16 protein-coding genes are annotated in these 21,814 nt (G+C 62.5%); 10 read left to right on the forward strand and 6 right to left on the reverse strand.

What is annotated here, in order from left to right; all coding sequences use genetic code 11:
• The first annotated feature begins 16 nt into the window (after positions 1-16).
• Genes AC20117_RS15185 through AC20117_RS15195 form a run of 3 tightly spaced genes read left to right on the forward strand, consistent with a single transcriptional unit; the run spans position 17 to position 3,313 of the window.
• Entirely contained in the window at positions 17-691 is a 675-nt protein-coding gene (locus tag AC20117_RS15185) for a DUF1028 domain-containing protein (RefSeq protein ID WP_074698967.1), read from the forward strand.
• Entirely contained in the window at positions 688-1,887 is a 1,200-nt protein-coding gene (locus AC20117_RS15190) for a M20 family metallopeptidase (protein WP_236777327.1), read from the forward strand. Before AC20117_RS15185 ends, AC20117_RS15190 begins: the two co-directional genes overlap by 4 nt.
• On the forward strand, positions 1,877-3,313 hold the full coding sequence (locus tag AC20117_RS15195) for an aspartate ammonia-lyase (RefSeq protein WP_074698965.1): 1,437 nt from the start codon (positions 1,877-1,879) through the stop codon (positions 3,311-3,313). Before AC20117_RS15190 ends, AC20117_RS15195 begins: the two co-directional genes overlap by 11 nt.
• A 105-nt stretch (positions 3,314-3,418) precedes the next feature.
• On the opposite strand, the gene AC20117_RS15200 is transcribed toward AC20117_RS15195, so the two are convergent.
• On the reverse strand, positions 3,419-3,988 hold the full coding sequence (locus AC20117_RS15200; protein ID WP_139186717.1) for a TetR/AcrR family transcriptional regulator: 570 nt from the start codon (positions 3,986-3,988) through the stop codon (positions 3,419-3,421).
• Positions 3,989-4,176: 188 nt separating this feature from the next.
• Here AC20117_RS15200 and AC20117_RS15205 point away from each other — a divergent pair, with 188 nt between their 5' ends.
• From AC20117_RS15205 to AC20117_RS15220, 4 genes are all read left to right on the forward strand, one after another.
• A complete protein-coding gene (locus tag AC20117_RS15205; protein ID WP_074698961.1) occupies positions 4,177-5,667 on the forward strand; it encodes an aldehyde dehydrogenase in 1,491 nt (496 codons plus the stop codon).
• Between the two features lie 120 nt (positions 5,668-5,787).
• Positions 5,788-7,296, forward strand: a complete 1,509-nt coding sequence (locus AC20117_RS15210; protein ID WP_236777328.1) for an APC family permease — start codon at positions 5,788-5,790, stop codon at positions 7,294-7,296.
• A 164-nt stretch (positions 7,297-7,460) separates the two neighbouring features.
• The gene (locus tag AC20117_RS15215) at positions 7,461-9,461 is read left to right on the forward strand and encodes a primary-amine oxidase (RefSeq protein ID WP_083339502.1); all 2,001 of its coding nucleotides are present in this window, start codon (positions 7,461-7,463) and stop codon (positions 9,459-9,461) included.
• Positions 9,462-9,706: 245 nt separating this feature from the next.
• Entirely contained in the window at positions 9,707-10,159 is a 453-nt protein-coding gene (locus AC20117_RS15220; RefSeq protein ID WP_139186716.1) for a hypothetical protein, read from the forward strand.
• Positions 10,160-10,233: 74 nt separating this feature from the next.
• Here the strand turns inward: AC20117_RS15220 and AC20117_RS15225 are convergent, their stop codons facing one another.
• On the reverse strand, positions 10,234-10,818 hold the full coding sequence (locus AC20117_RS15225) for a DUF3237 domain-containing protein (RefSeq protein WP_074698955.1): 585 nt from the start codon (positions 10,816-10,818) through the stop codon (positions 10,234-10,236).
• Positions 10,819-10,848: 30 nt separating this feature from the next.
• Positions 10,849-12,270 carry an alpha/beta hydrolase family protein gene (locus AC20117_RS15230; RefSeq protein WP_074698953.1) on the reverse strand — a complete coding sequence of 474 codons (1,422 nt, stop codon included), beginning with the start codon at positions 12,268-12,270 and terminating at the stop codon, positions 10,849-10,851.
• A gap of 475 nt (positions 12,271-12,745) precedes the next feature.
• Here AC20117_RS15230 and AC20117_RS15235 point away from each other — a divergent pair, with 475 nt between their 5' ends.
• Positions 12,746-15,580, forward strand: a complete 2,835-nt coding sequence (locus AC20117_RS15235; RefSeq protein ID WP_074698951.1) for a hypothetical protein — start codon at positions 12,746-12,748, stop codon at positions 15,578-15,580.
• Between the two features lie 132 nt (positions 15,581-15,712).
• Here the strand turns inward: AC20117_RS15235 and AC20117_RS15240 are convergent, their stop codons facing one another.
• Positions 15,713-16,735 (reverse strand): carbon-nitrogen hydrolase family protein, encoded by a 1,023-nt coding sequence (locus AC20117_RS15240; protein ID WP_074698949.1) that lies wholly within the window; start codon positions 16,733-16,735, stop codon positions 15,713-15,715.
• Between the two features lie 126 nt (positions 16,736-16,861).
• On the opposite strand from AC20117_RS15240, the gene AC20117_RS15245 reads away from it, so the two are divergent.
• A complete protein-coding gene (locus tag AC20117_RS15245) occupies positions 16,862-17,836 on the forward strand; it encodes an AraC family transcriptional regulator (protein ID WP_158300477.1) in 975 nt (324 codons plus the stop codon).
• A 124-nt stretch (positions 17,837-17,960) separates the two neighbouring features.
• Complete coding sequence (locus tag AC20117_RS15250; RefSeq protein WP_074698945.1) at positions 17,961-18,434, forward strand: universal stress protein; 474 nt, start codon at positions 17,961-17,963, stop codon at positions 18,432-18,434.
• 15 nt (positions 18,435-18,449) lie between these two features.
• Here AC20117_RS15250 and AC20117_RS15255 read toward each other — a convergent pair whose 3' ends face one another.
• On the reverse strand, positions 18,450-19,811 hold the full coding sequence (locus tag AC20117_RS15255; RefSeq protein WP_139186715.1) for a hypothetical protein: 1,362 nt from the start codon (positions 19,809-19,811) through the stop codon (positions 18,450-18,452).
• 171 nt (positions 19,812-19,982) lie between these two features.
• Positions 19,983-21,809 carry a calcineurin-like phosphoesterase C-terminal domain-containing protein gene (locus AC20117_RS15260; RefSeq protein WP_236777329.1) on the reverse strand — a complete coding sequence of 609 codons (1,827 nt, stop codon included), beginning with the start codon at positions 21,807-21,809 and terminating at the stop codon, positions 19,983-19,985.
• Positions 21,810-21,814: the final 5 nt, after the last annotated feature.

The raw sequence follows: 21,814 nt of genomic DNA on the forward strand, positions 1-21,814 counted from the left end.
CTCCTGAGGAGCCATTATGACGTTTTCCCTTGTGGCACGAGATCCCGAATCCGGTGCCTTCGGCATGGTTGTCACTTCATCAAGTCCTGCTGTGGCCGCGCGTTGCGTGCATCTGCGGGCCGGTATTGGCGGTGCAGCCTCTCAGAACATCACTAATCCGGAGCTAGGGTCCAAACTGCTGGAATCGCTTGAATCCGGCACAGCCGCCGGGGATGCGATGGCGAAACTGCTCGCAACGGAGCCGGACACCGAGTACCGCCAGCTGAGCCTGGTTGATAATCAGGGAGGGACGGCAGCCTTCAGCGGAACCAACACCCTTGGCACTCACCGAACTGTAGAAGGTCCGGGCGCGGTGGCTGCAGGCAACCTGCTCTCCGATGCCGCTGTCGTTGATGCAATCATGGACGCCTACGCCAGTGCCCCGGGTGAGTTTGAAGACCGGCTCCTGGCCGGCCTGCTCGCTGGTAGGGACGCGGGTGGTGAGGAAGGGCCGGAGCATTCGGCTGGCCTCGTCGTCGTCGATAAAGTTTCCTGGGCCGTCACCGACCTGCGGGTGGATTGGGTCGAGGAAGATCCGATTGGCCAACTGGCTGACGTCTGGAAACTATGGCAGCCGCAGAAGCAGCAGTACCTTACACGTGCAGTGCAGCCGAACGCGGCGCCGAGCTACGGCGTTCCGGGGGACCTGTGAAAGACCTGAAAGACGTTGCGGCCGCGCGGATCGACGGACTTTCCGCGCGGCTGCTCGGCCTCTCGCACCGACTGCACGCGAACCCAGAAACTGCATGGCAGGAGAAGCAAGCCGCTGCTTGGATCTCAGCAGAACTCACCGGCGTTGGATATAAGGTGACGCGGGAACTGTGCGGCTTCCCGACGGCGTTTGCCGCCACCCTCGGCCGCGGACCCCTGCAACTGGCTATTTGTGCCGAGTACGATGCGTTGCCTGGCCTCGGGCACGCTTGCGGACACAACATCATCGCCGCTGCTGCCGTTGGTGCCGCGGCGGCGCTGGCCCCCGTGGTAGATGCCCTCGGCGTGACGATCACGGTCATCGGTACACCAGCTGAAGAGGGCGGCGGCGGCAAAATCGAGTTGATGGATCGCGGCGCCTTCGACGGACTGCACGCGGCTATGATGGTCCATCCCGGCCCGCTCGATGTGGCGCGGGCGGAGCCCTTCGCCGTATCGCACAGTAAGATTCGATACCGGGGGAAGGCAACTCATGCGGCGGCCTATCCGGAGCGGGGAGTCAACGCAGCTGATGCTTTCACCGTGGCACAGGTCGCTATAGGTCTGTTGCGGCAGCAGCTCCAATCCGGCGTACGCGTCCACGGAGTGGTGACGAACGGGGGAGAAGCTCCGAATGCAATCCCCGAGGTGACTGAGGGCCGCTGGTACGTCCGTGCGGGCACTCTGGCCGACCTGGCGGTGCTGGAAGAACGGGTCCGGAAATGCTTCGAAGCAGGTGCCCTGTCCACCGGTTGCGACCTGGAGATTGAGGCCGAAAGTCAGCCCTATGCGGAGTTTGCCAATGATGAGGCAATCCTAGACCTCTACGTAGCCAATGCAACGGCGCTGGGACGTCAGTTCGTCTCCTCCGGTCCGGACATGAGGATGAATAGAGCCTCCACAGATATGGGTAATGTGTCCCAGCGGGTTCCAGCCATCCACCCCTATATAGGTATTGATTCTCTTCCTGCTGTGAACCATCAAAAGGAGTTCGCCGCGCATTGCATTACCGCGGCAGCGGACAAGGCTGTCATGGACGCGGCGAAGGCCATGGCCTTCACCTGTATTGACATCGCCCGGAGCAGTCCGCTGCGCTCGCGTTTGATCGGGAATACGGAACAGGTAGATCCTCTAAAGGAGACCGTCGATGTCCACTAATATGCGCCGCGAGCACGACCTGATCGGCTGGCTGGACGTCCCAGTCGACGCGTATTACGGCGTACATACGGCCCGCGCTCTGATGAACTTTCCTATGACCGGTGTACCTATCGGCATCCACGGCCACTTTGTGAACGCTTTGGCTGCGGTCAAGGAAGCTGCAGCGGCCACTAACAAGGATCTCGGCCTGCTGGACGCGGTCCGCGCGGATGCCATCATCGCGGCATGCCGGTTGATTCAGACGGGGAAGCTGCACGATCAGTTTGTGGTGGATTCGCTCCAGGGCGGCGCCGGTACCTCCACGAACATGAACGCCAACGAAGTCATAGCAAACCTCGCATTGGAAATACTTGGCAGCCAGCGGGGCGACTACAGCATCCTGCACCCGCTGGACCATGTGAACCTGGGGCAGAGTACCAACGATGTTTATCCCACAGCACTGCGGATTGGTCTTCACGGGGCGGCCGCGGATTTACTCACGGCAATGGGCGGTCTTCGCGATTCCTTCGATCGAAAGGCGGCGGAGTTCAAGGAAAACCTCAAGATGGGCCGGACCCAGCTCCAAGACGCAGTGCCGATGACGCTGGGGCAGGAATTCAAGACGTTCTCAGTCATGCTCTCCGAAGATGAACTCCGCTTAGGAGAGGTGATGGCGCTGATCCGGGAAGTGAATCTGGGCGGCACCGCTATCGGAACGGGCCTGAACTCCCACGGCGAATATACTCAGCGGGCCTGCACCCATCTGGCCCATATCAGCGGAGTCCCGGTAACACCGGCCGGTGACCTGATCGAAGCGACCCAGGACGTCGGAGCATTGGTCCAGCTTTCGAGCGTACTGAAGAGAATCGCCGTCAAAATCTCCAAGGTCGCCCACGATCTGCGCCTGCTCTCGTCCGGACCACGGGCTGGCCTGGGGGAAATAAATCTGCCCGCAGTTCAGGCAGGCTCAAGCATAATGCCGGGGAAAGTTAATCCGGTCATTCCGGAAGTTGTGAACCAGGTTGCGTACTCCGCGATCGGCAATGATCTCGTTGTCACAATGGCAGCCGAAGCCGGCCAGCTGCAGCTAAATGCGTTCGAACCTGTCATGGCCCGCGCACTCTTCGAGAGCCTGGGCGAGCTCAGGGCAGCCTGCACCGTACTGGCTGAGCGTTGCGTCGATGGCATTACTGCGGATCCCGCCAAACTGCTCGCCACCGTTGAACAATCCATCGGTCTAGTGACTGCTCTGGTTCCCTACATCGGGTACTTGAGCGCCACTGAAGTCGCCCAAGAAGCAATGGCTTCCGGTGGCAGTGTAGTGGAAGTTGTCCGGGCTCGAGGACTGATGTCAGATGAGGCTTTGGACAGCGTGCTCGGTTCCCCGCACCTGCTCACAGCGCCGGGGCTTCGGACTCTCGGCGCACCGCTGGCCAGTATAGTGTGACGGTGCGGCTGATGCCGTGAGTCCAGCCTCTGCTCCCGACACAGCGGGGACGCCTGAACCGGCGTCCCCCGCTGTGTCGGGAGCAGCTGTCTTGTCTGTCCCCTTCTACAGCGCCGCGCCCGTGACCGCCCTTGCATAGGAAAGCAGTATTGTCTTAGCGTGTTCTGCGGTGAGACTGTCAGTGCCGGCCAGCACTTGCAACCCCAGGCCGTCCTCGAGGGCGACAAAGGATCTTGCCAGTTCGTTAGTGGGACCGGACAAGTTGAACGCCTGTGTCTTGCTGCCGTGTTCCAGTACTTGCTCGTACAGAGAGACTTCGTCCCTGTACAGGTTGCTCATCAGCTGTTCGTGCTGGAGCTGTCTCGTGGCGCTGATGCTTAGCTCGTACAGCACGCTGGAAAGCACATCCCCGCGGCCTTGGGGCAGGCCGCTGGCGATGAGCTCCGTCAGTGCAGCTTCGGGTGCGCGATGGCGCTGGATCGTGCGAAGTCTATTCCAATAGTACTTTTCCGACGCTTTGCGGTGGGTCGCAGCAACCAAGCCGTCCAGATCCGGGTAGTAATAACTGACTAGCCGCTCGGACACACCCGCCTCTGCCGCGATGTCCTTAATTCTCAGATTCGTTAGGCCATTGCGGGCGATTGTAGCCACCGAGGCGTCAACGAGCGCATCCATGCGTTTCTCCCTGTCGCGCGCCACTTTGCACTCCTCCCGGCCGGTATTCAGAAGCCTATGCCCTGTCCAGGCGGACCCCACGGTTATTTCAATATATAGCTTCGGTTAATCAGTGCTGACAACTCTCGCCCTAGTGACTCAGTTCACAGTATTCTTGCGGTGAAGCGCAAAGTATAGGAGTAGTTATTATGTCGCAAAATACCCATCAAGAGTGGTTGGACCTGGCTCAAACCCTGCCGGTTCCGCAATATGCATTCATTGACGGCCAACAGGCCAAGGCTGAATCAGGTGCCACCTTTACATCCATAAACCCTGCTACGGGCAAGCCCTTGGCGGATGTGGTCTCCTGCGATGCCGCAGACGTGAATCGCGCGACTGCTGCTGCCAGGAGGTCTTTTGAAGATCGCCGCTGGACAGGCCAGCCGATCGCGGTCCGCAAGCGCGTCATGCAGAACATCGCCGAAGGACTGCGGACGCATGCAGCCGAACTGGCCTTGTTGGACTCGCTGGATATGGGGAAGCGGGTCGTTGACGCCTACGAACTCGACGTGCCGTTCTCGGCATCGCTGTTCGATTTCTACGGCGAGGCCCTAGACAAGCTCAACGGAGAGGCCGTGGCAACGGACGACGGCGTTCACGCCACCATCACAAAAGAACCGTTGGGTGTAGTGGGCGCCGTCGTGCCATGGAACTACCCAGTGGATATGGCGGCCTGGAAGCTCGCGCCGGCCATCGCCGCGGGCAACAGCGTAGTCCTCAAGCCGGCCGAACAGTCACCTCTGTCAGCTATCCGTTTGGCTGAAATCTTTGCCGAAGCGGGCCTTCCGGACGGCGTCGTCAACGTGGTGCCCGGATTTGGCGAGACCGCGGGGCAAGCCATCGGCCGGCACATGGACATCGACACACTCGTGTTTACCGGTTCAACCGGGGTCGGCAAACTGTTCCAGCGGTATGCGGGCGAATCGAACATGAAGCAGGTCTGGCTTGAGTGTGGCGGCAAGAGTGCCAACATCGTCTTTGCCGACACCGAAGACTTGCAGAAGGCAGCCGAATCGGCCGCGTTTGACGTGTTCTTTAATCAAGGGGAGGTGTGTTCCTCGCATTCACGGGTTCTGGTGCAGCGCGGAATCCACCAGGAGTTCGTCGCGCTCTTGCGCGATATCTCTGAGCGGTACCAGCCCGGGGATCCGCTCGACCCGGCATCGGGCATGGGTGCCATGGTAAGTGCGGAGCACGCGGACATGGTGGAGGGTTTTATCGCCCGCGCGCGGCAGGAAGCCGACCTCGCAGCCGGCGGGCGCAGGCTAAGACTAGGCGACAGCGATTGCTTCATTCAGCCCACTGTGGTGGACAACGTGCACCCGGACTCCGAACTCGGCCAGAACGAAGTGTTTGGTCCGGTTCTGGCGGTCATTCCGTTCGACACCGAAGAGGACGCGGTCAGAATTGCCAACTCGACGCAGTTTGGCCTGGCCGCATCAGTCTGGACTTCAAACATCTCACGCGCACACAGGGTGGCCAGCCGATTGGTTGCAGGCACGGTATCGGTCAATGCCACGGACGCGTTCGGAGCCCAAACTCCCTTTGGCGGCTTCAAATCCTCTGGCTACGGCCGTGACCTCTCGCTGCATGCCCTGGACAAGTACCAGGGATTCAAGACGACGTGGATTTCTTACTGATAAAACGACCGTTTGCCGAGCCGCTTCAATGCGGCCTGTGGCAGGACCAAGCAAAGAGGCCTGGCCCTTCATCCACGCTTTTCGAAAGGTTCAGCAATGTCATCGATAAACACCAAATATATGGACGAGCAGCAAGGGAAGCTTCACCGTACGCTTGGCCGCTTGGACATCGTTCTGTTGACGATCGCGGCGGTTATTTCGATCGAGATTCTCGGTCAACTGTCTTCGTACGGAGGGGAGACCTTTACATGGCTGGTCATTCTGGTCATCACTTTCCTGATTCCCTACGCACTCTTGTTCTCCGAGACCGGCAGTGCATTCACAGAAGAGGGCGGTTGCTACAACTGGGTCAAGCGCGCTTTCGGCCGCAGAGTCGCATCAATCTCTACGGTCTTCTATTGGGTTACGACGCCCGTCTGGATCGGCGGTTCAATGGCGTTCCTGGCAGGGGAGACGTTCCACCAGTTCTTGCTGCCCCTCGATCTGGCTGGTCCGTCCGGCTACCTGTTTTATCTGGCCTTCATCTGGACCACGGTGATTTCGGCCATTGCAAGCCTCCGTTGGGCTAAGTGGCTACCGAACTCCGGGGCTGTGGCCAAGGTGGGGCTGTTGTTCCTGTTCGTGGTAACCACGATTATCTACGGGTTCCAGCACGGTTTCAGCGGTATATCCGCTGCCGACCTCAGCCCGACACTGCTCGGTCTCTTCGGCGTAGCACCGCTACTGCTGTTCGGATTTCTCGGCTTTGAAGCGGCCAACGGCGCCGCCGGCGAAATGAAGAACCCGCAAAAAGACGTACCCAAGGGACTGACACAATCCACGTTTATCGCGGCCTGCTGCTACCTGCTACCCATCTTGGCCATCCTGCTGGTGATTCCCAAGGACGAGATCACGGGTGTTTCGGGCTTGATGGAAGCAGTCGGCGAAGTCTTTGTTGTTTACGGACCGGCCGCGCCGGTCATGATGACCGTAGCGGCAGCGCTTTTCGTTCATGTACTGGTCACCCAAGGCGCCGCGTGGATGATCGTCAGTGACCGCGTCCAAGGTATCGCGGCGGCAGACGGTTCATTCTTCGGCGGCTTCTTCGGCAAATTTCATCGGATTCTCGGCACTCCGATCCGTATCAACCTTCTTTCCGGCGTTCTCGCCAGCGTTTTCTTGATCGCGTCCCTGACCCTGATCGAGGGTTCTTCCGCAGCGGTGTTCGGGGTAGTGCTGACGATCTCCATCAGTACGTACCTGATCTCGTACCTTGCCATCATTCCTGCGGCCATAAAGCTGCGCCTATCGGACACCCGGACCCACCGGCCGTTCCGCTTACCAGGTGGAAACCGCGTTTTCGTTATCCTCGGTGTGATCTGTACGGCTTGGGTGGCTCTGGGATCGTGGGTTGCTGTCTTCCCCGGCACCCTCGAAGCCGTCTTTGGGCTGGACTACCCGTTCGTCGAGATCTGGGGCGTGGAGCAGCAGGTCTACACAACGTTTACGCTTGGCACTCTCGGATTCCTGGCAGCGCTGGGCTTGGCCGGTTACATATTTGGCGCCAAATTGCGAGTGCCGTCGGCTCCGGAGGATCGCGAGGAACCCGATGGCGAATCTGTTCAAGACCGCACCTCGGTTCTGGACTAACACCCGCCATTAATGGAGGCGTCCAGTTATCCGAACGACTCCATCGCATGTTTCCACAGCACCAGCCATCGCTATTTATAGTCCCCTTCGTTTATTCTTGCGGTTGAGCGCAAAAATTTATTCTGATTCGGCCGCGCCGGCCGGTTCTATTTGAAAGGCAAACCATGCAGACTACCCAAACTGCTCCCTCAAGCCTGGGCGTCACCCATCCTCTGGACATGCTGACTCCGCAGGAGATCAGCGCTGCTCGCCAGGTTCTGGTGGATGCAGGAATGGTCAGCGAGAACACCCGCTTTCCTCGAGTTCTTCCTGTGGAGGCCGACAAGCAACTGCTGGAAACCTATGTGGATGGCGACGACGACTACGACCGGTCGGTCCTCGTTACGCTGATGGATATCACGACGGCGGAGGCCGCGGAAGCCACCGTCTCGGTTACAAAGGGCGAAGTTACTGCCTTCAGGACAATGCCGAATACCGAGCATCCTTATGGTCAGCCGCAATACCTCTTCGAGGAGTATGAGCGGGCGCAGGAAATCGCGAAGTCGGATCCGCGCTGGCAGGCAGCCATGCTCCGTCGTGGGATCACAGACACCACCAACACTTACCTATCCCCGCTGGCACCTGGATTCTTCCCGCGGGAAGGCGAGACCGGAAAAAGAATGATTCGGTCTTTGACCTTCCACCGGAACTTTGAGGGAGACAACGCTTGGGCGCACCCGGTCGAGGGCCTCATTTGCCACATTGACCTGACTGCCGGTGTCGTTGCCCGGGTCGAGGACGACTATGCCGAAACGGAACCGGTACCGATCCCGATGGAAACTCGGCACTACACACCAGAGCATGTTGGTCCCGCCCGGACCACTCTTAAGCCTTTGGAGATTACCCAGCCTGAAGGCCCGTCCTTTAAGGTCAACGGAAATCACGTGGAGTGGGAGAACTGGAAACTCCGCGTGGGGTTCAACGCTCAGGACGGCCTCGTGTTGAATCAGGTCAGCTTCCGGGACGGCGACGAGGACCGCATGGTGCTGCACCGGGCATCTGTACCGGAGATGGTGGTCCCGTATGGCGATACATCCAACACCCGATTCTGGATCAGCTATTTCGACGCGGGGGAGTACCTCCTCGGCAAGAACGCGAACTCGCTCAAGCTAGGGTGTGACTGCCTGGGCGTGATCGAGTATTTCGATGCCTTCGTCGCAGGGGACGACGGACGACCTGTCCAGATTCCAAACGCCGTCTGCATGCACGAGGAGGACTACGGCGTTCTCTGGAAGCACACCGAATTCGGCGAAGCCCCGCAGGTGCGCCGGTCACGCCGGTTGGTCCTCTCCTACTTCGCAACTATCGGGAACTACGACTACGGCTTCTTCTGGTACTTCTACCTTGACGGCTCCATCCAGATGGAGGCCAAAGCCACGGGAATCGTCTACACCGGAGCCACTTTTCCCGGCCAGCCGAACCGGTACGCCCCCGAAATCGCCCCCGGGGTCATTGCGCCTGTCCACCAGCACATTTTCTGCGCGCGGCTTGACGTAGCGATCGATGGCAACGCCAATTCGGTCGAGGAGCAAAACATACTGGGTATCCCGATGGGGGAGGAAAATCCGCACGGAAACGCATTCACCTGGGAACGCACACCGTTGAACCGCGAACTGGATGCTGTCCGTGATGCCAACGCTGAGACGGGCAGGAGTTGGTTCATTACTAACCCGAACCGGAGGAACTACGTTGGCCAACCCACCGGCTACCAACTGATTCCGATGGCCGGTCCGCGGCTTATGGCGCAAGAAGGTTCCTCCGCGTGGAAGCGTGCCCAGTTCGCAACTCACCATTTCTGGGCCACAAAGTACGACCCGGCAGAGCGCTTTCCGGCCGGCGATTACCCCAATCAGCACGCCGGAGACGGCATCGGGGAATGGGTGAAGGCCAACCGAGCCATCGAAAACGAAGATATTGTCGTCTGGCATTCCTTCGGCCCCACCCACATCCCGAGGACCGAGGATTGGCCGATTATGCCCGTCGACTACAGCGGTTTCTGGTTCAAGCCACACGGTTTCCTAGACCAGAACCCCGCTATGGACTTGCCGGACTGGAGTTCCTACAAGGCGGCCGCTGAAGCGCAGGCACACCAGGACGATGCTGCCGGCAATTGCTGCCGGAACTGACCTAAACCCTGAAGACCGGTTGCCTGGACTTGTGCCTACCCCCGTGTACAGGCAGCAGCGCATATTGAAAGGGCGTTTCTAACATGGCGGGTTCTCTGCACCTAGCTCTCACAACGGGAATGCTCGTCTTTACCGGGACTGGAGTTTGCTGTGCGGTAGCCGGCAACCGCCGGCAACCCGGTCAGCGTTCGCGGATCCAACTCTCGCTGACCGGGCGCGCCAATGATGTTATGGGCGTCTTTTGGATGTTGATCATGCTGACAGCCATGGCGGATATTGCCCTGTCCTCGGTCGCCTTGCAGCCGGATATTGGATGGGCCCTGTCCCTGATATTGGCCTGCCCGTTTTCGATGGCGTTGGCTGCGCGCGCAGGAGGCCGATTCTCTGGCGCTGCACAACGTGCCCAGGTGGACCTGCACCGAGGTCTGTCCATGCTGGCAATGGGTGCATTGATTCCGTTCGTTCATTCAGGAGGTGAAACAACAAACATCGCTATGGGGCACGCGCACGGTTCCCTGAGCGGAACGAGCCAAATTTACGTGATAGTTGCAGGTACCGCCGTCTACATCACGTTCACTCTCTGGGTGGCGTCCCGCCTTGGGGGTAGCCCGGATCTACGGCACCGACGTCGTTCGCATTTTCTTGAGGCTGTTTCATCGGCGGCGGCGGTCGTTTGTATGGCCGCCATGGCGGCCTAGATGAGATTCCAACACGAATCGCCGGGTGGCTGCGCAACGCAACCACCCGGCGTCGTACTTCTGCCGCCGATGCCCTAGGTGAGGACGAAGACGCGAATCAGCACGGCATCCCTGGAGGGGCGCAGTGAGTTGAGCGTTCCGATCAGGATGCGCCGGTTCAGCCAGTCGTGCGGGCCCGTCGGGGCGGTCACGGTCAGGAACGATCGGGCGTACCGCTGTTCCGGCGTGGGCTGGTCGATGAGCACGTTGTTGACCACTGACAGAACGGCGCCGTCATCCGTGCGCAGTTCGTAGGTGGCCTCCAGCATGCGGACGCCGTCGCCACGGATGAGCTGCCTGTCGGCGCCGCCGCTCTCAACGGTGCCGCTGATCCGCGGACCTTTGAACCTGCCGCCGGTGATGGGCACAATCCGTCGTCCGCCAAGTGGGCCATCGCCCAGGTCCTCGGCGGGCGCAATGTCCACGACTGCTTCGAAGGCGAGCTCGGCGCCCACTCGGTCCATGGGGACGCCGGCGAGGAGTTCCTCGAATTTCTTATCGGGCAGCGGGGGAGTAGGTTTCGCTTTGTCGGCGGCTGCGGCTGAGCCGGCTGTGGCAAGACCGGCAACAGACGCCAATCCTGCACCGAGCATGACGCGACGTTGGATGTTCTGGCTCATGACATTCCTCCTTTGTGCATGAAGCTCGGCTTAGAATTTGACGTTCCAGTCGCGGTCATTGATGAACTCGCCCGGCCGGAAGTCGACGAAGGCGGCGCCGTCCAGCCCTAGGGATTCGGCGTTCTTCTGCAGCACGGAGGTCTTGGCTACGTTCGCCCAGTAGCCGGTCTCCAGCCGCTGGTCCATGGCTTCGATCGAGGCGACGTTCTCGGCGACGGTGAAGCTGCAATGGCCCTCGCGGTCGATGAAGGCCTGACGGAACAAGGAACGCTCGCCGGCCTGGCGGACGGTTTCGGCGTACTCCTCCTGGTATTCCACGGGCGCCAGCAGGTCTACGAGGGTGTGCGTTGCCAGCAGCGGCACCTGCAGCTCACCGGTGGGAGTGGAGGTGCGCAGCATCCATCCAAGGGCGTTTTCATCGGGCTCGATGTCGGCGTTGGCGGTGATGGTGGCGAGGTCGTCCGACAGGCCGAGGCCGGCCAGGCCGTACATGTGCTCCACCTGCTTGCGCCGGTCCGAGGAATGCAGGAGTTTGGCGTAGTCGACGCCGGCGGTCCAGCCGCTGTCGCCGCCCGCCGCGTTGACGATGGTGTGCCGGCGCTCGATGACGGTCGGTAGAGTGCCGAGAACCAGTTTCGCCTGGGCGGCCGCCAGCGCTTCCGGGTCCGTGACGTCGACGCCGTCGAGCTCGGTGGGAGTGTTCAGCAGCGTGGCCACCAGCGCGATCCGCGCCCTTCCCTCGGCTGATTCCGTGGCTTCCTGCAGCGCCGCCTTCAGGCTGGCGATGGTCGCATCCGACTGCTCCGGCGTGGTGAAGCCGGTCAGCCGGATGTCCTGCCCGGGGAGGATGAGTGCGGCCGCCGCGTGGGCTGCATCGAGCTGGTAGTTGTTCAGCGCGACGCCGCCGCCCACCAGACCGCAAGTGCTCACGGCGCCGTCGATGCCGGCTCCCGGAATCTCGGCCATCATGCTGGTCACGAGGCCGCCCATGGACCGGCCCATGGCAATGACGCGGTCCGCTTCGCCGAACTGTTTCTCGAACGCGGCCATGGTGTCGAGCTGGTCCTGCGCGGCCGTCTCCAGCGCCCAACCCGTTTCGGCGTACGACGACGACGCCACGGCGTACCCGCGCTTGATCAGTTCTTCGGCGGTGGGGGCGAACCCTCTGTCCCAGGCAGGGTTGTCGGTACCGCCACGGAAGCCGTGCGCAAACAGCACCAGCTTGCCGTTCCAGTCCGCGGGCACTTCTGCGCGCCAGGTGGCTCCGTTGTCGAGGGTTCCGTTGGCGACCGTGGGCGGTGCTTGCTGCGCTGCGGTGTTGACTGCGCTGCCGGCGTCGGATGCCGGTGGTGCAGCTACGGCGGCGGGGGAGATGGCCGCGGCGGCGAGGAGGGCAGTAAGGGCGGATGTTGAAACAATCGTGCGGCAGCGTTGACGCATGGTGCGGGTCATTGGGGAAACCTCACTGTGGATCGTTTAATCGGACAACTAATGCTTATCAAAACAGTTGAAGGTGTCAATGGATTGGCGCCCCTTGTCTGGGACTTGCAGAAGGATGGACGAGAAGTCGTGCCGCGTTCAGTCAGCAGGTCCAACTCGATTCTCAAGTTGGACCGCGAACGGATTCCGGCACGGGTGGGACTGTCCCTAGAGGAGTTCAGATTCGCCGTCGAATCACGACCTCTGACCCCTGATGAGTGGCGAGCGAGGGAAGAACTTGAGGAGATCCAATTCCTCATAGGGGGATGCCGGCTTTGCTGACTGAGCAATGTGTGTCGAAGGAGTAAAGACTGGGGTTTAACTGGGGTATGAAAGCTTTAAGTGAAACGTTACGCTTCTCCCGGGGGAATGGTCGCGGCTTGCCGGGCACCTACCTGTAGCTCGGAGCCGGTCTCACGGCTCCGCTGATCGTTTTTGAGGGGCGAATGTGAAAGAACGACTTGCTGCGCTGGCGGCTGCCGGAATGCTGACTGCCGGGTTCATCATCCCGGGCGCGACGCCGGCCTACGCGGGTGAGCAGGTTACCGGCCTGTCTACAACCGACACGACCTCGGTGGCCACGGACAATGCGCCCGGCGGCTCCGCTCCGGCATCCGTCCTTGCGACGCCTGATCCTGCGCCGTCCGGCGCTGCGGACGCTGCTGCCGAACCGGTTGTGAAGCTGGAAATCCTGACGCGTGAGCCTGGCGACCCGGAGCTCAAGTTCGAGGGCCAGGCCACCAACGCTGCCGGTAAGGCCATTGAGCTCCAGGTGCTCTGGGACGGCGAGTGGGCGAAGCTGTGGACGTCGGAGGCTCTGAAAACGGGCGATGAGGCGTTCCAGCGTACGTTCAAGTTCACCGAGGCCGCCGAACTCCGGTTCCGCGCTGCTGTTGAAGGCGGCACGGCCGTATCCGAGATCGTGGAGGCGGAGTGGGCCGATGAGGCGGCGTCGACGAAGCCTGCCCCCGAGGCAACCGGCTCCGCTACGGGCCAGCCTGCCAAGGAGGCACCGCTGACGGAAGTTCCGGAAGCGGACGAATCAGCGCCGGCCACCGATGCCGCGACGCCAGCACCGGCTACGGACGTTCCGGAAGCAGAAACGCCGGCGCCGGCTCCGACCACGGAAGCTCCAGCCACGGAATCGCCAGAGAAGGAAGCTCCCGCCGAGGAAGCGCCGAAGTCAACACCGACGACCGATGCTCCTGCGCCGGCCCCTTCGCCGACCACTACTACCGAAGCTCCGGTCACCGTCAAGGCCACTCCGCAGCCCGTCGTGAACAGCGTCCTCCCCACCATTTCCGGCAGCGCTGTCCTGGGCCAGACCCTGACCGCCACGCCCGGGACCTGGACCACCGGCGCCACCTTCGCTTACCAGTGGCTGCGCGAGGGCCAGCCGATCACGGGCGCCACCGCTGCCACCTATAAGGTGACCACGGCTGATGCGGGCAAGCGCCTTAGCGTCCGCGTAACCGGAACCAAGTCCGGCATGACCGCCACCTCCGCCACCTCGGCGCTCACGGCCAAGGTCATCCTGGGCACGGTGGCCAACAGCGTGGCCGCGACGATCAGCGGCAGCGCACTCGTGGGCAGCACCCTCACCGCGAAGGGTACCTGGACCACCGGCGCCACCCTGACCTACCAGTGGCTGCGCGACGGCAGGAACATCACCGGCGCCACCGCCGCAACCTACAAAGTGACCACCACCGACGCCGGGACGAAGCTTTCGGTCCGGATCACCGGCTCGAAGACCAACTACAAGTCCCGGACCGTCACCACGGCACAGACCGCGATCGTGGCCTACGCGCCCGCTCCTGGCACCCTGACCTACCGGAACTACACCGCGCCCAATGGCCTGACCAGCCAGTACCACGTGCTCGGCAACAACGTGGACACCTCCCAGCCGGTGGGCATCGTGTTCGTCTTCCACGGCGACTACAGCTACCCGGCGCAGTCCTACGTCCACCAGCCCACGGGCTCGATCATGAAGGGCATGGCAGCCGAGGCGGCCAAGAAGAACATGATCATGGTCCCGGTCATCACCCCGGACAAGGTCGGCGGCATCACCTGGTGGGAAGACATCGACCGCAACGGCGATTACTTCCGATCGCTCGCGACCATGCTGATTGCAAAGTACGATGTCGACCCGAGCCGGGTCTGGTTCCACGGCTACTCCGGCGGCGCAGAGTTCACCAGCATGGAGGTGCTCTCCGACCGGCAGAACTGGATCAAGGGCGGCGGCGCCACCATCGTCGGCGGCGGCGGATACCGGAGCATGCCGACGGCCCCGTCCACCGAGGTCAAGAACATGAACCTCAACTGGATCGCCGGCAGCCTGGACGGCATGGGCGGCACCACGTTGGCCACCTGGTCCGCGCTTGGCACCGCCCAGCGTGCCGAACAGATCTACTCCGACAAGGGCTTCACCAAGACCACCATGACGGTCCTGCCCGGCGTCAACCACTGGTCCTACGACATGCCGGCCCTGCTGGCCCGTGACCTGCGGGTGCTGCCGGACCGACTCCCGGCGGCCAACAAGACCGCGAAGATCCTGCCCGGCGACATTGCCGCGGTGGCGGGCGACGGCTCCCTCTACTCGTACCCCTCGGCCAAGGGCGGCGACCTGGCCACACGGACCTTCGTGTCCGCGGGCTGGCAGAACGCGCTCAACGTGGATGTGGCCGACTGGAACAACGACGGCGTCCAGGACCTCGTGGCGAACTGGAAGAACGGCCAGCTGACCGTCGACTATGGCCGGGCAACCGGCGGCTTCCAGCGCGCAGTCATCGGCAGCGGCGGCTGGCAGGGCTACGACGTGCTGGTGACGAAGTGGCGCAACGCCGACAAGTTCCCCGGCGTCATCGCCAAGAACCTGCGTGACGGCAAGCTCTACGCCTACACCAACCCGACAGGCGAGAACCACGGTCCCCGCACTCTGATCGGCTCCTCTGGCTGGCGCAACCTGGGCCTGATGGCCATGGACTACGACCAGGACGCCAAGATGGACCTGGTGGTCAAGATGACCACTGGGAAGCTGAAGCTGTACCGTTCCAACGGCGCCGGCCGGTTCATCTCCGAAGAACGCCGCGTCGTCGGCCGGTCCGGCTGGAACGCGATGGGCCACCTCTCCGCGATTCCGAACCATGTGGCCGACGGCGGGATGGGTATCCTCGCCCGGGACATGAACGGCACGCTGTACCACTACGCGGTGACCAAGAACCGGATCAACAAGCGGATCATCATCGGCCAAGGCGGCTGGGCGACCCTGCGCCTCGGTTCCTGAGGCCTCGGTACAACTCCTCCGTGGATGACCAGCGGTTGCCGTAGAGCAACCAGCGCAAACGCCAAGCGGGCGGTCGGCAACTAGCCGGCCGCCCGTCGTCGTACGTTGAACTGCCTGGGCGGGCTGCGAAACCTAAGCGAAGACCGAGGCCGTCTCGATTCCGTCATCCTCGTTGCGGAGGTCTTCAAACTCCTGAAGGTCGAATTCCTCAGGTTTGATAACCGGCTTTTGTGGACGGTCGTCGAAGATCAGGCGCGTGACATCTGCCCGCGCGTAATGGCCAGCGGGGTCAACCGTGTTCTTCGCCAGAGCGATCTGGGAGAGGTCAAGGTCTGCATAGACGAGGCCTTCCTCTGTCGGCTCCATCGGCTGGCTGATCAGGCCTGAATGCGGACCAAAGATCCGGGCGAACCCGCCGCCACCGGTGTAGATGGGAGTGGGGCCGCCATCGGCATCCGGGAACTTTAGGGCGCCGTCGTCGGACATGATCTGGGTGGCCATGAGGACGAAGGCGCTGCCCTCCAGAGCATAGGTCTGGGACGCAGCGATAATCGATTCCGGACTGAGCGCCGGCACGTTGCCCATGATGCCAAGGCAAGGCCAGCCTGCAACGTGAATTTGCTCGTTCTGTGCGTACATGGCGTACTTGGTCAACGGCTGAACGTGCTCAAAGCAGTTCAAAGCACCGACGCGGCCAATGGCAGTTTCAACGACCTTGATTCCGCTGCCGTCGCTTTCGCCGAAGAGGGTGCGTTCAGCGTGCGTGGGCTTGAGTTTGCGGCGGTGCAGGACGATCTCACCGTCAGCCCCGATGATGGCCTGCGCCATGTACAGGGAGCCGCCGTCCTTCTCGCTGAAGCCAAGAACCACACTGATCTGGTTCTCACGGGCGGCTTCGCGGATACGGCGCAGCTGGTCGCCGTCCACCGTGATCGAGTTGGCATGGTAGCGCGCCACAAACTCCATCTGTTGATAGACAGGGTAGGACCAGAGGAAGACCGGGTAGCCCGGTATCCAGGTCTCGGGAAACGCCACGAGTTCGGCGCCTTCTGCTGCGGCCTGGCCGATCAGATCGATGGTCTTTTTGGTCGTGCCTTCTGCGTCGAGCCAGACGGGCTCGGCTTGGACTGCTGCTACACGGATGGTCTTTTCCACGATTACTCCTTGTTTTATCCCTGACGGATGGGATATTCCGAGACTATGACGCAGCACACTGTCGTGTCCTTGGCGTTTTCTGCACGGCATGGTGCATTTCCTGCAGGCGTTGGTACCCTCTTAGGCATGGAACGTCCGCAGCGACGGGCGCTTGGGGAAGCAAGAGGGATGAAGATGGCAGCCGTGTATGCCTCCGACATTGCCGGATGGCAGGATATTTCCAGTAAGCATTTCGTGCCGCTTCGCTGTGCCTCTCCCGAGGCGACTTTCAGGGGTAGCTTGGTTCCGCTGCGGTTGGCGGACGACGTCTCCCTCTGCAGGGTCAGTACGGGGCCGGTGCGGGTGGAACGGACAGACCGTTTGGCGCAGAGTTCAGAGAACGACGACGTTCTTCTCTCGCTCCAGTTGGCGTCCTCCGGAACCGTCAGGCAGCACGGCAGGGCGGCGCAGATCAATCCGGGTTGTGCCATTCTCTACGAGACCAACCGGCCATATGTCTTGGACCACCTGCAGACCGGTCAGGAATTGCTGGTCCTGCGCGTCGGCAGAGGCCGCCTGGGGATCCGGGATCGTCTGATCTCCGAGTTGTGCGGTCGCACGCTCGACCGCAAGGTACCGGGTATGGCAGCTTTCAGCGGTTATCTGCGTGGTTTGGCTGACGATGCGGGGGCCGATGACTTCGCACGGCAGGACATGGCACGGGCTGGTGCCGAACTGCTGGCAATGGTCTTGCGCTCATTCGCGGGCTTGGAGAGCAACGGCTGGGACAGCGATGCAGCTCTGCTGGCCGCCTTGCGATCCTATATAAATGACCACTTGGCTAACCCGGCGCTGACTGTGGAAATGCTCGCCCGGGAACACCACGTATCGGTGCGCAAGGTCCATTCAGTCTTTTCCGACATCGGGCAAACTCCCGCTGTTGTTGTCCGGGGCTTGCGCCTGAACCGGGCGGCCTCCATGTTGGCTTCCCGTGCTCCTGGGCAAACCGTTGCTTCCATCGGTGCCGCCTGTGGCATTGCGGACCCTACGACGTTCAATCGCGCGTTCCTGCGTGAGTTCGGCTGCTCGCCTTCGAAGTGGCAACCTTCCCTGCAAACTTAGGCACGGGATTCAAAGCAGCGCTGCTGGGAGGCGCTGAAGCCTGGTTCCTGCGTGTCTTTCCTCCTTCTGGATTCCCTGTCATTCTGTAGTTGAGGGGCGGATTCCTAGACGAAGGAGAGCGGCGATGGCATCGACAAGCGGCAAAATTGTTGTCGGTGTGGATGGTTCCGAGGGCTCGGTGGAGGCACTGCGCATGGCTGCACGGCTGGCGCCGGCCCTTGACGCGTCTATTCACGCGATTTCCTGCTGGCATTTTCCCCCAATCTACGAGGGCTATGTTCCGCCGGATTTTGAGGCGTTCGAGGCCTCGACGAAGAAGGAACTCGAGGCCGCCTTGGATCAGGCCTTCGGTGAGAATAGGCCTGCAGACCTGACCTCCGAGCTCTTGCGCGGTCCGGCGCCCGAGCTGCTGGTCGAGGCAGGAAAGGAAGCCGCCATGCTGGTGGTCGGGCGGCGTGGCCACGGCGGCTTCCTCGGCATGCACCTCGGCTCGGTGAGCTCGGCCTGCGTATCCCATGCCGCGTGTCCGGTCCTGGTTCTGCACGAGGACGGAAAGGTTCACGGCCGTTCCCATCACCGGGGACGTCGGGAGCACTAGCGGTTGGCTCGACGCTCAGGGTCCGGCGCCGGCCTTCACGATGTAGGCCATCCCGTTCCCGCCGAGGCCGGGGAAGGCTCCGATCCCGTCGCCGGAGACGGCGGCGGGCAGCACTGTCTCATCGCCCTCATGCCAGGGGCGCGGTTCGGTTCCCAGCGCAGGGTCATAGCTGGCCGCCTGCCCCTCACCGGTGTCCGGGGCAGCGTACTTGCCGTACACGATGCGGTCCGCGCCGACAAAGTAGGGGCGGAAGTCCTCCGACTCGGTGTCGCGCGGATCGGCGTTTTCCACCCATTGCCGCCCGGTCTCCGGGTCGAACATGGAAACCAGGACGGTGCCCTCCTCAAACGATGCGAAACCGCGGCCCCGATGCCCCACGAACAGGAGCCCGTTGAAGCCATGGATGTGGTTGGAGCCCGTCCGCAAGCACCCGTTGTTCAGCTGCTCCGAAGCGCCGATGCTTTCGCCGGTATGCACGTCGACAATAAGGCACTTGTCCGTGGCGACGCCACCGTTGCCGATGGCCAGACTGATATACGGGCCTACCGCGTTCGGGATGGCAATGAACCCCTCATGACGCCAATCCCCGGTGAACGCCTCATAGCCCAGCCGGCGGCGCTCATCCAGACCCATTGTCGGCAGGTCATCGACCCGGTTAAACACGTCCACCCCGTCCACCCGCAGGATCCATTCATCGCCGTCAGGAACCTCAACGGTTTCGAACTCGCCGCTGACCGGGTCCAAGACCATCGGGGCCTCGGCGACGGGCAAATGCAGGGAGCCGCTGTGGCCGAGCAACCCGGTGTCATTGTCGCCGCGGGACGGGAAGGTATGGACCGTCCGGTGCAGCAACTCGCCGTTTGTGCCGTCGAACACGGTGATCACGGCTGTGAGGCCGCCGGGGGAGGGACTTGTGCCTTCTGCCTGCGGTGGAGTTCCTTGGCTGAAGACGGCGAGGAACTTCTTCCCGCCCTCATAGAGTTGTGCCACCTCGGTCCCTCTGGTCTGCTCGGGCCTGAGCTCCCTGGGTTCCTCCGACTGCGAGACAACGCCGCCGCGCTTGTCGTAGACGGTCATGATGCCGTCCTCGGACAGTGCGGCAATGCCGGTGTCCAAGCCATAGGTGCCGATCACTCCGCCCTCGGTGACCCATGAGGCTCCGCCCGTCCACGGAGCCGGCAGCTGGGCCTTAAAGGAATTCGTGGATCGGTAGGACTCGTGGGGCTCCCGCGAGGACTCGGTGGTCCCCGGAGCGCCGCTGGAAGTGGAGGGGACGGTGTCAGGCGGTTCCGGTCCGCCGGGGGTGCAGGATGAGAGTGCAGTCACCACCGCGGCTGTCGCAAGTACGACGGCCGTGGACGCACGCATACTCCTCATGACGCGTCCTTCCCCACTGCGGCGCTCGTCGCGCCGCGTGCGTTCAGACTCACTCAGCATCGCCCGCGCGTCAATCCACCAAACAGGGGGTAACGACGACGACGAAGCCGACGACGACGAAACCGTCCGCCCAGCCGGGTTTGGCTGGGCGGACGGCTTCGTGGGGTTGGACTACTCGGTTACCTCGAAGGTCAGTGTTTCGGTGAACTCGCGGCCGTGGACGTCGGTCGCGGTGACTTCGGCGGTGTGCTCTCCGACAGCGAGGTCGGTGGGCAGTTCCAGCCGCCACAGGTGCATCGACCGGTCGGCGAGACCGCCGCCGTGGACGAACTGCTCCTGGATGGCGACCGGGTCGGACCATTCGGCGCCGACGCGGACGGTCTCGCCCTGCAGCTGCTGGGTGCGGGTAGCCGGAACGGTTTCGCCGCCGTCGAGCTTTGCTTCAACGGTGGAGCCCGTGCTGCCCATGTAGAAGTTGGTGGTCAGCCAGGTCTGGTTGGCCACCTCCTCCTGCGAGACGGTCAGCGGGTTCCCGAACTCCGGTGCCGAGCCGCGGGGCTTGCCGACGTTCTCTGCGTACCAGGTCCGGTAGCGCGGGCTGTTCAGGCCGACGGCCAGCTGCTGCGACTCATCGCCGCCCCGGACGGTGAAGCGCTCGGTGACGTCCGTGTTCATGATGTCCAACGTCACGACGCCGGGCGGGGTGCCGTCACGCTGGATGGACGTGGGATAGCCCTCCTCGACCACACGTCCGCCGTACCAGTGGCCGGAAACCGCGGGGACGGTCAGGTGCGTGAACGGCAGGCCCTGCTCGCCAACCTCGTCCATCCAGCCGGCCATCAGATCGCCCTTGCGCAGGTTCTCCGACATGTGGGTGTGGCCGCCCAGCGCGATGACCTCGCGGCCCTCGAGGATTCCGTAGATCTCCTTGAGCTGCTTGGTGGTGTGCGAGTTGCTGTAGAAGAACTCGAGCAGCGGGCTGTGCGAAGCCAGCACGATCACCTTGTTTTGCGGTACCTGTGCGATGTCGTTGCGCAGCCATTCGAGCTGGCGCTCGCCGAGGCCGTACGTGTAGTTGCTCTTCTTGGCCGGCACCTTCGTGGGGTACTCGATGGTGCTCAGCGCGACGACGTGGGCCTTGCCGGCGTCGTATGAGTAGTACTCCGGGCCCAGCTTGGCGCGGAAGGTGTCGAACTCGTGCTCCCCGTCCAGGGCGTCGAAGTCGAGGTCGTGGTTGCCGGGCAGGAAGCGGGCGGGACCGTTCAGCATCCCCGTCAGTTCGCGGGTCTGGCTGAACAGGGACAGATCGTCGCCCACCACGTCGCCGATGAAGAGGGCGCCGCAGCCGGCATAGTCATCGCGGGCGGCCAGATCGGCGAAGACGCCCGCCTTGGCGAACTCCACCTCTTCCTGGTCATAGGTCTGGACGTCGGCGCCGATCACGCAGTGCTGCTCGGGCGACTGCGTGAGCTTGCTCTGGGCCAGCGGGAAGTTCACGGCGTCCGGCAGCGCACCGGTAGGCGCGATGCCGCCGTACTTCAGCTCCGGCGAGCCCTCGGGCAGGTGGTTGTAGGAGAACTGGGCAACGTTGTCGCCGTCCACCGGAACCTGGTAGCCGCGGGGCTGGGTGACGAAGACGGTCATGTTGTTGAACGCCGGCAGCTCGTAGCGGCCCTGCTCGTCGGTGCTTACGACGTCGCGGCCGTTGGACACGGTCACACCGGCGACGCCCGGCTCGTTGGTGTCCTGCTTGGAGTTGCGGTTCTTGTCGTTGAACACGGTGCCATCGAGGACATTCTGGTTCTCGTCGGCTCCAATAACGACGTCGACGGCACCCTGGTACGCGGCGGTTCCGCCGGCGTCTACGGGAGCGCTGTCAGACGTGGCGGTGGCGGCGGGGGAGAGCAGGACGCCGCCGACAATGAGTGCCAGCGTGCTGGCGGTCAGGCGGGCAGGCCGGCTGGAGAGCGGTTTTCTCAGAGGGACATTCGGATGCAATGGAT

Origin of the sequence: Arthrobacter crystallopoietes (assembly GCF_002849715.1) — a bacterium.
In the GTDB taxonomy this organism is placed as follows: Bacteria; Actinomycetota; Actinomycetes; order Actinomycetales; family Micrococcaceae; genus Crystallibacter; species Crystallibacter crystallopoietes.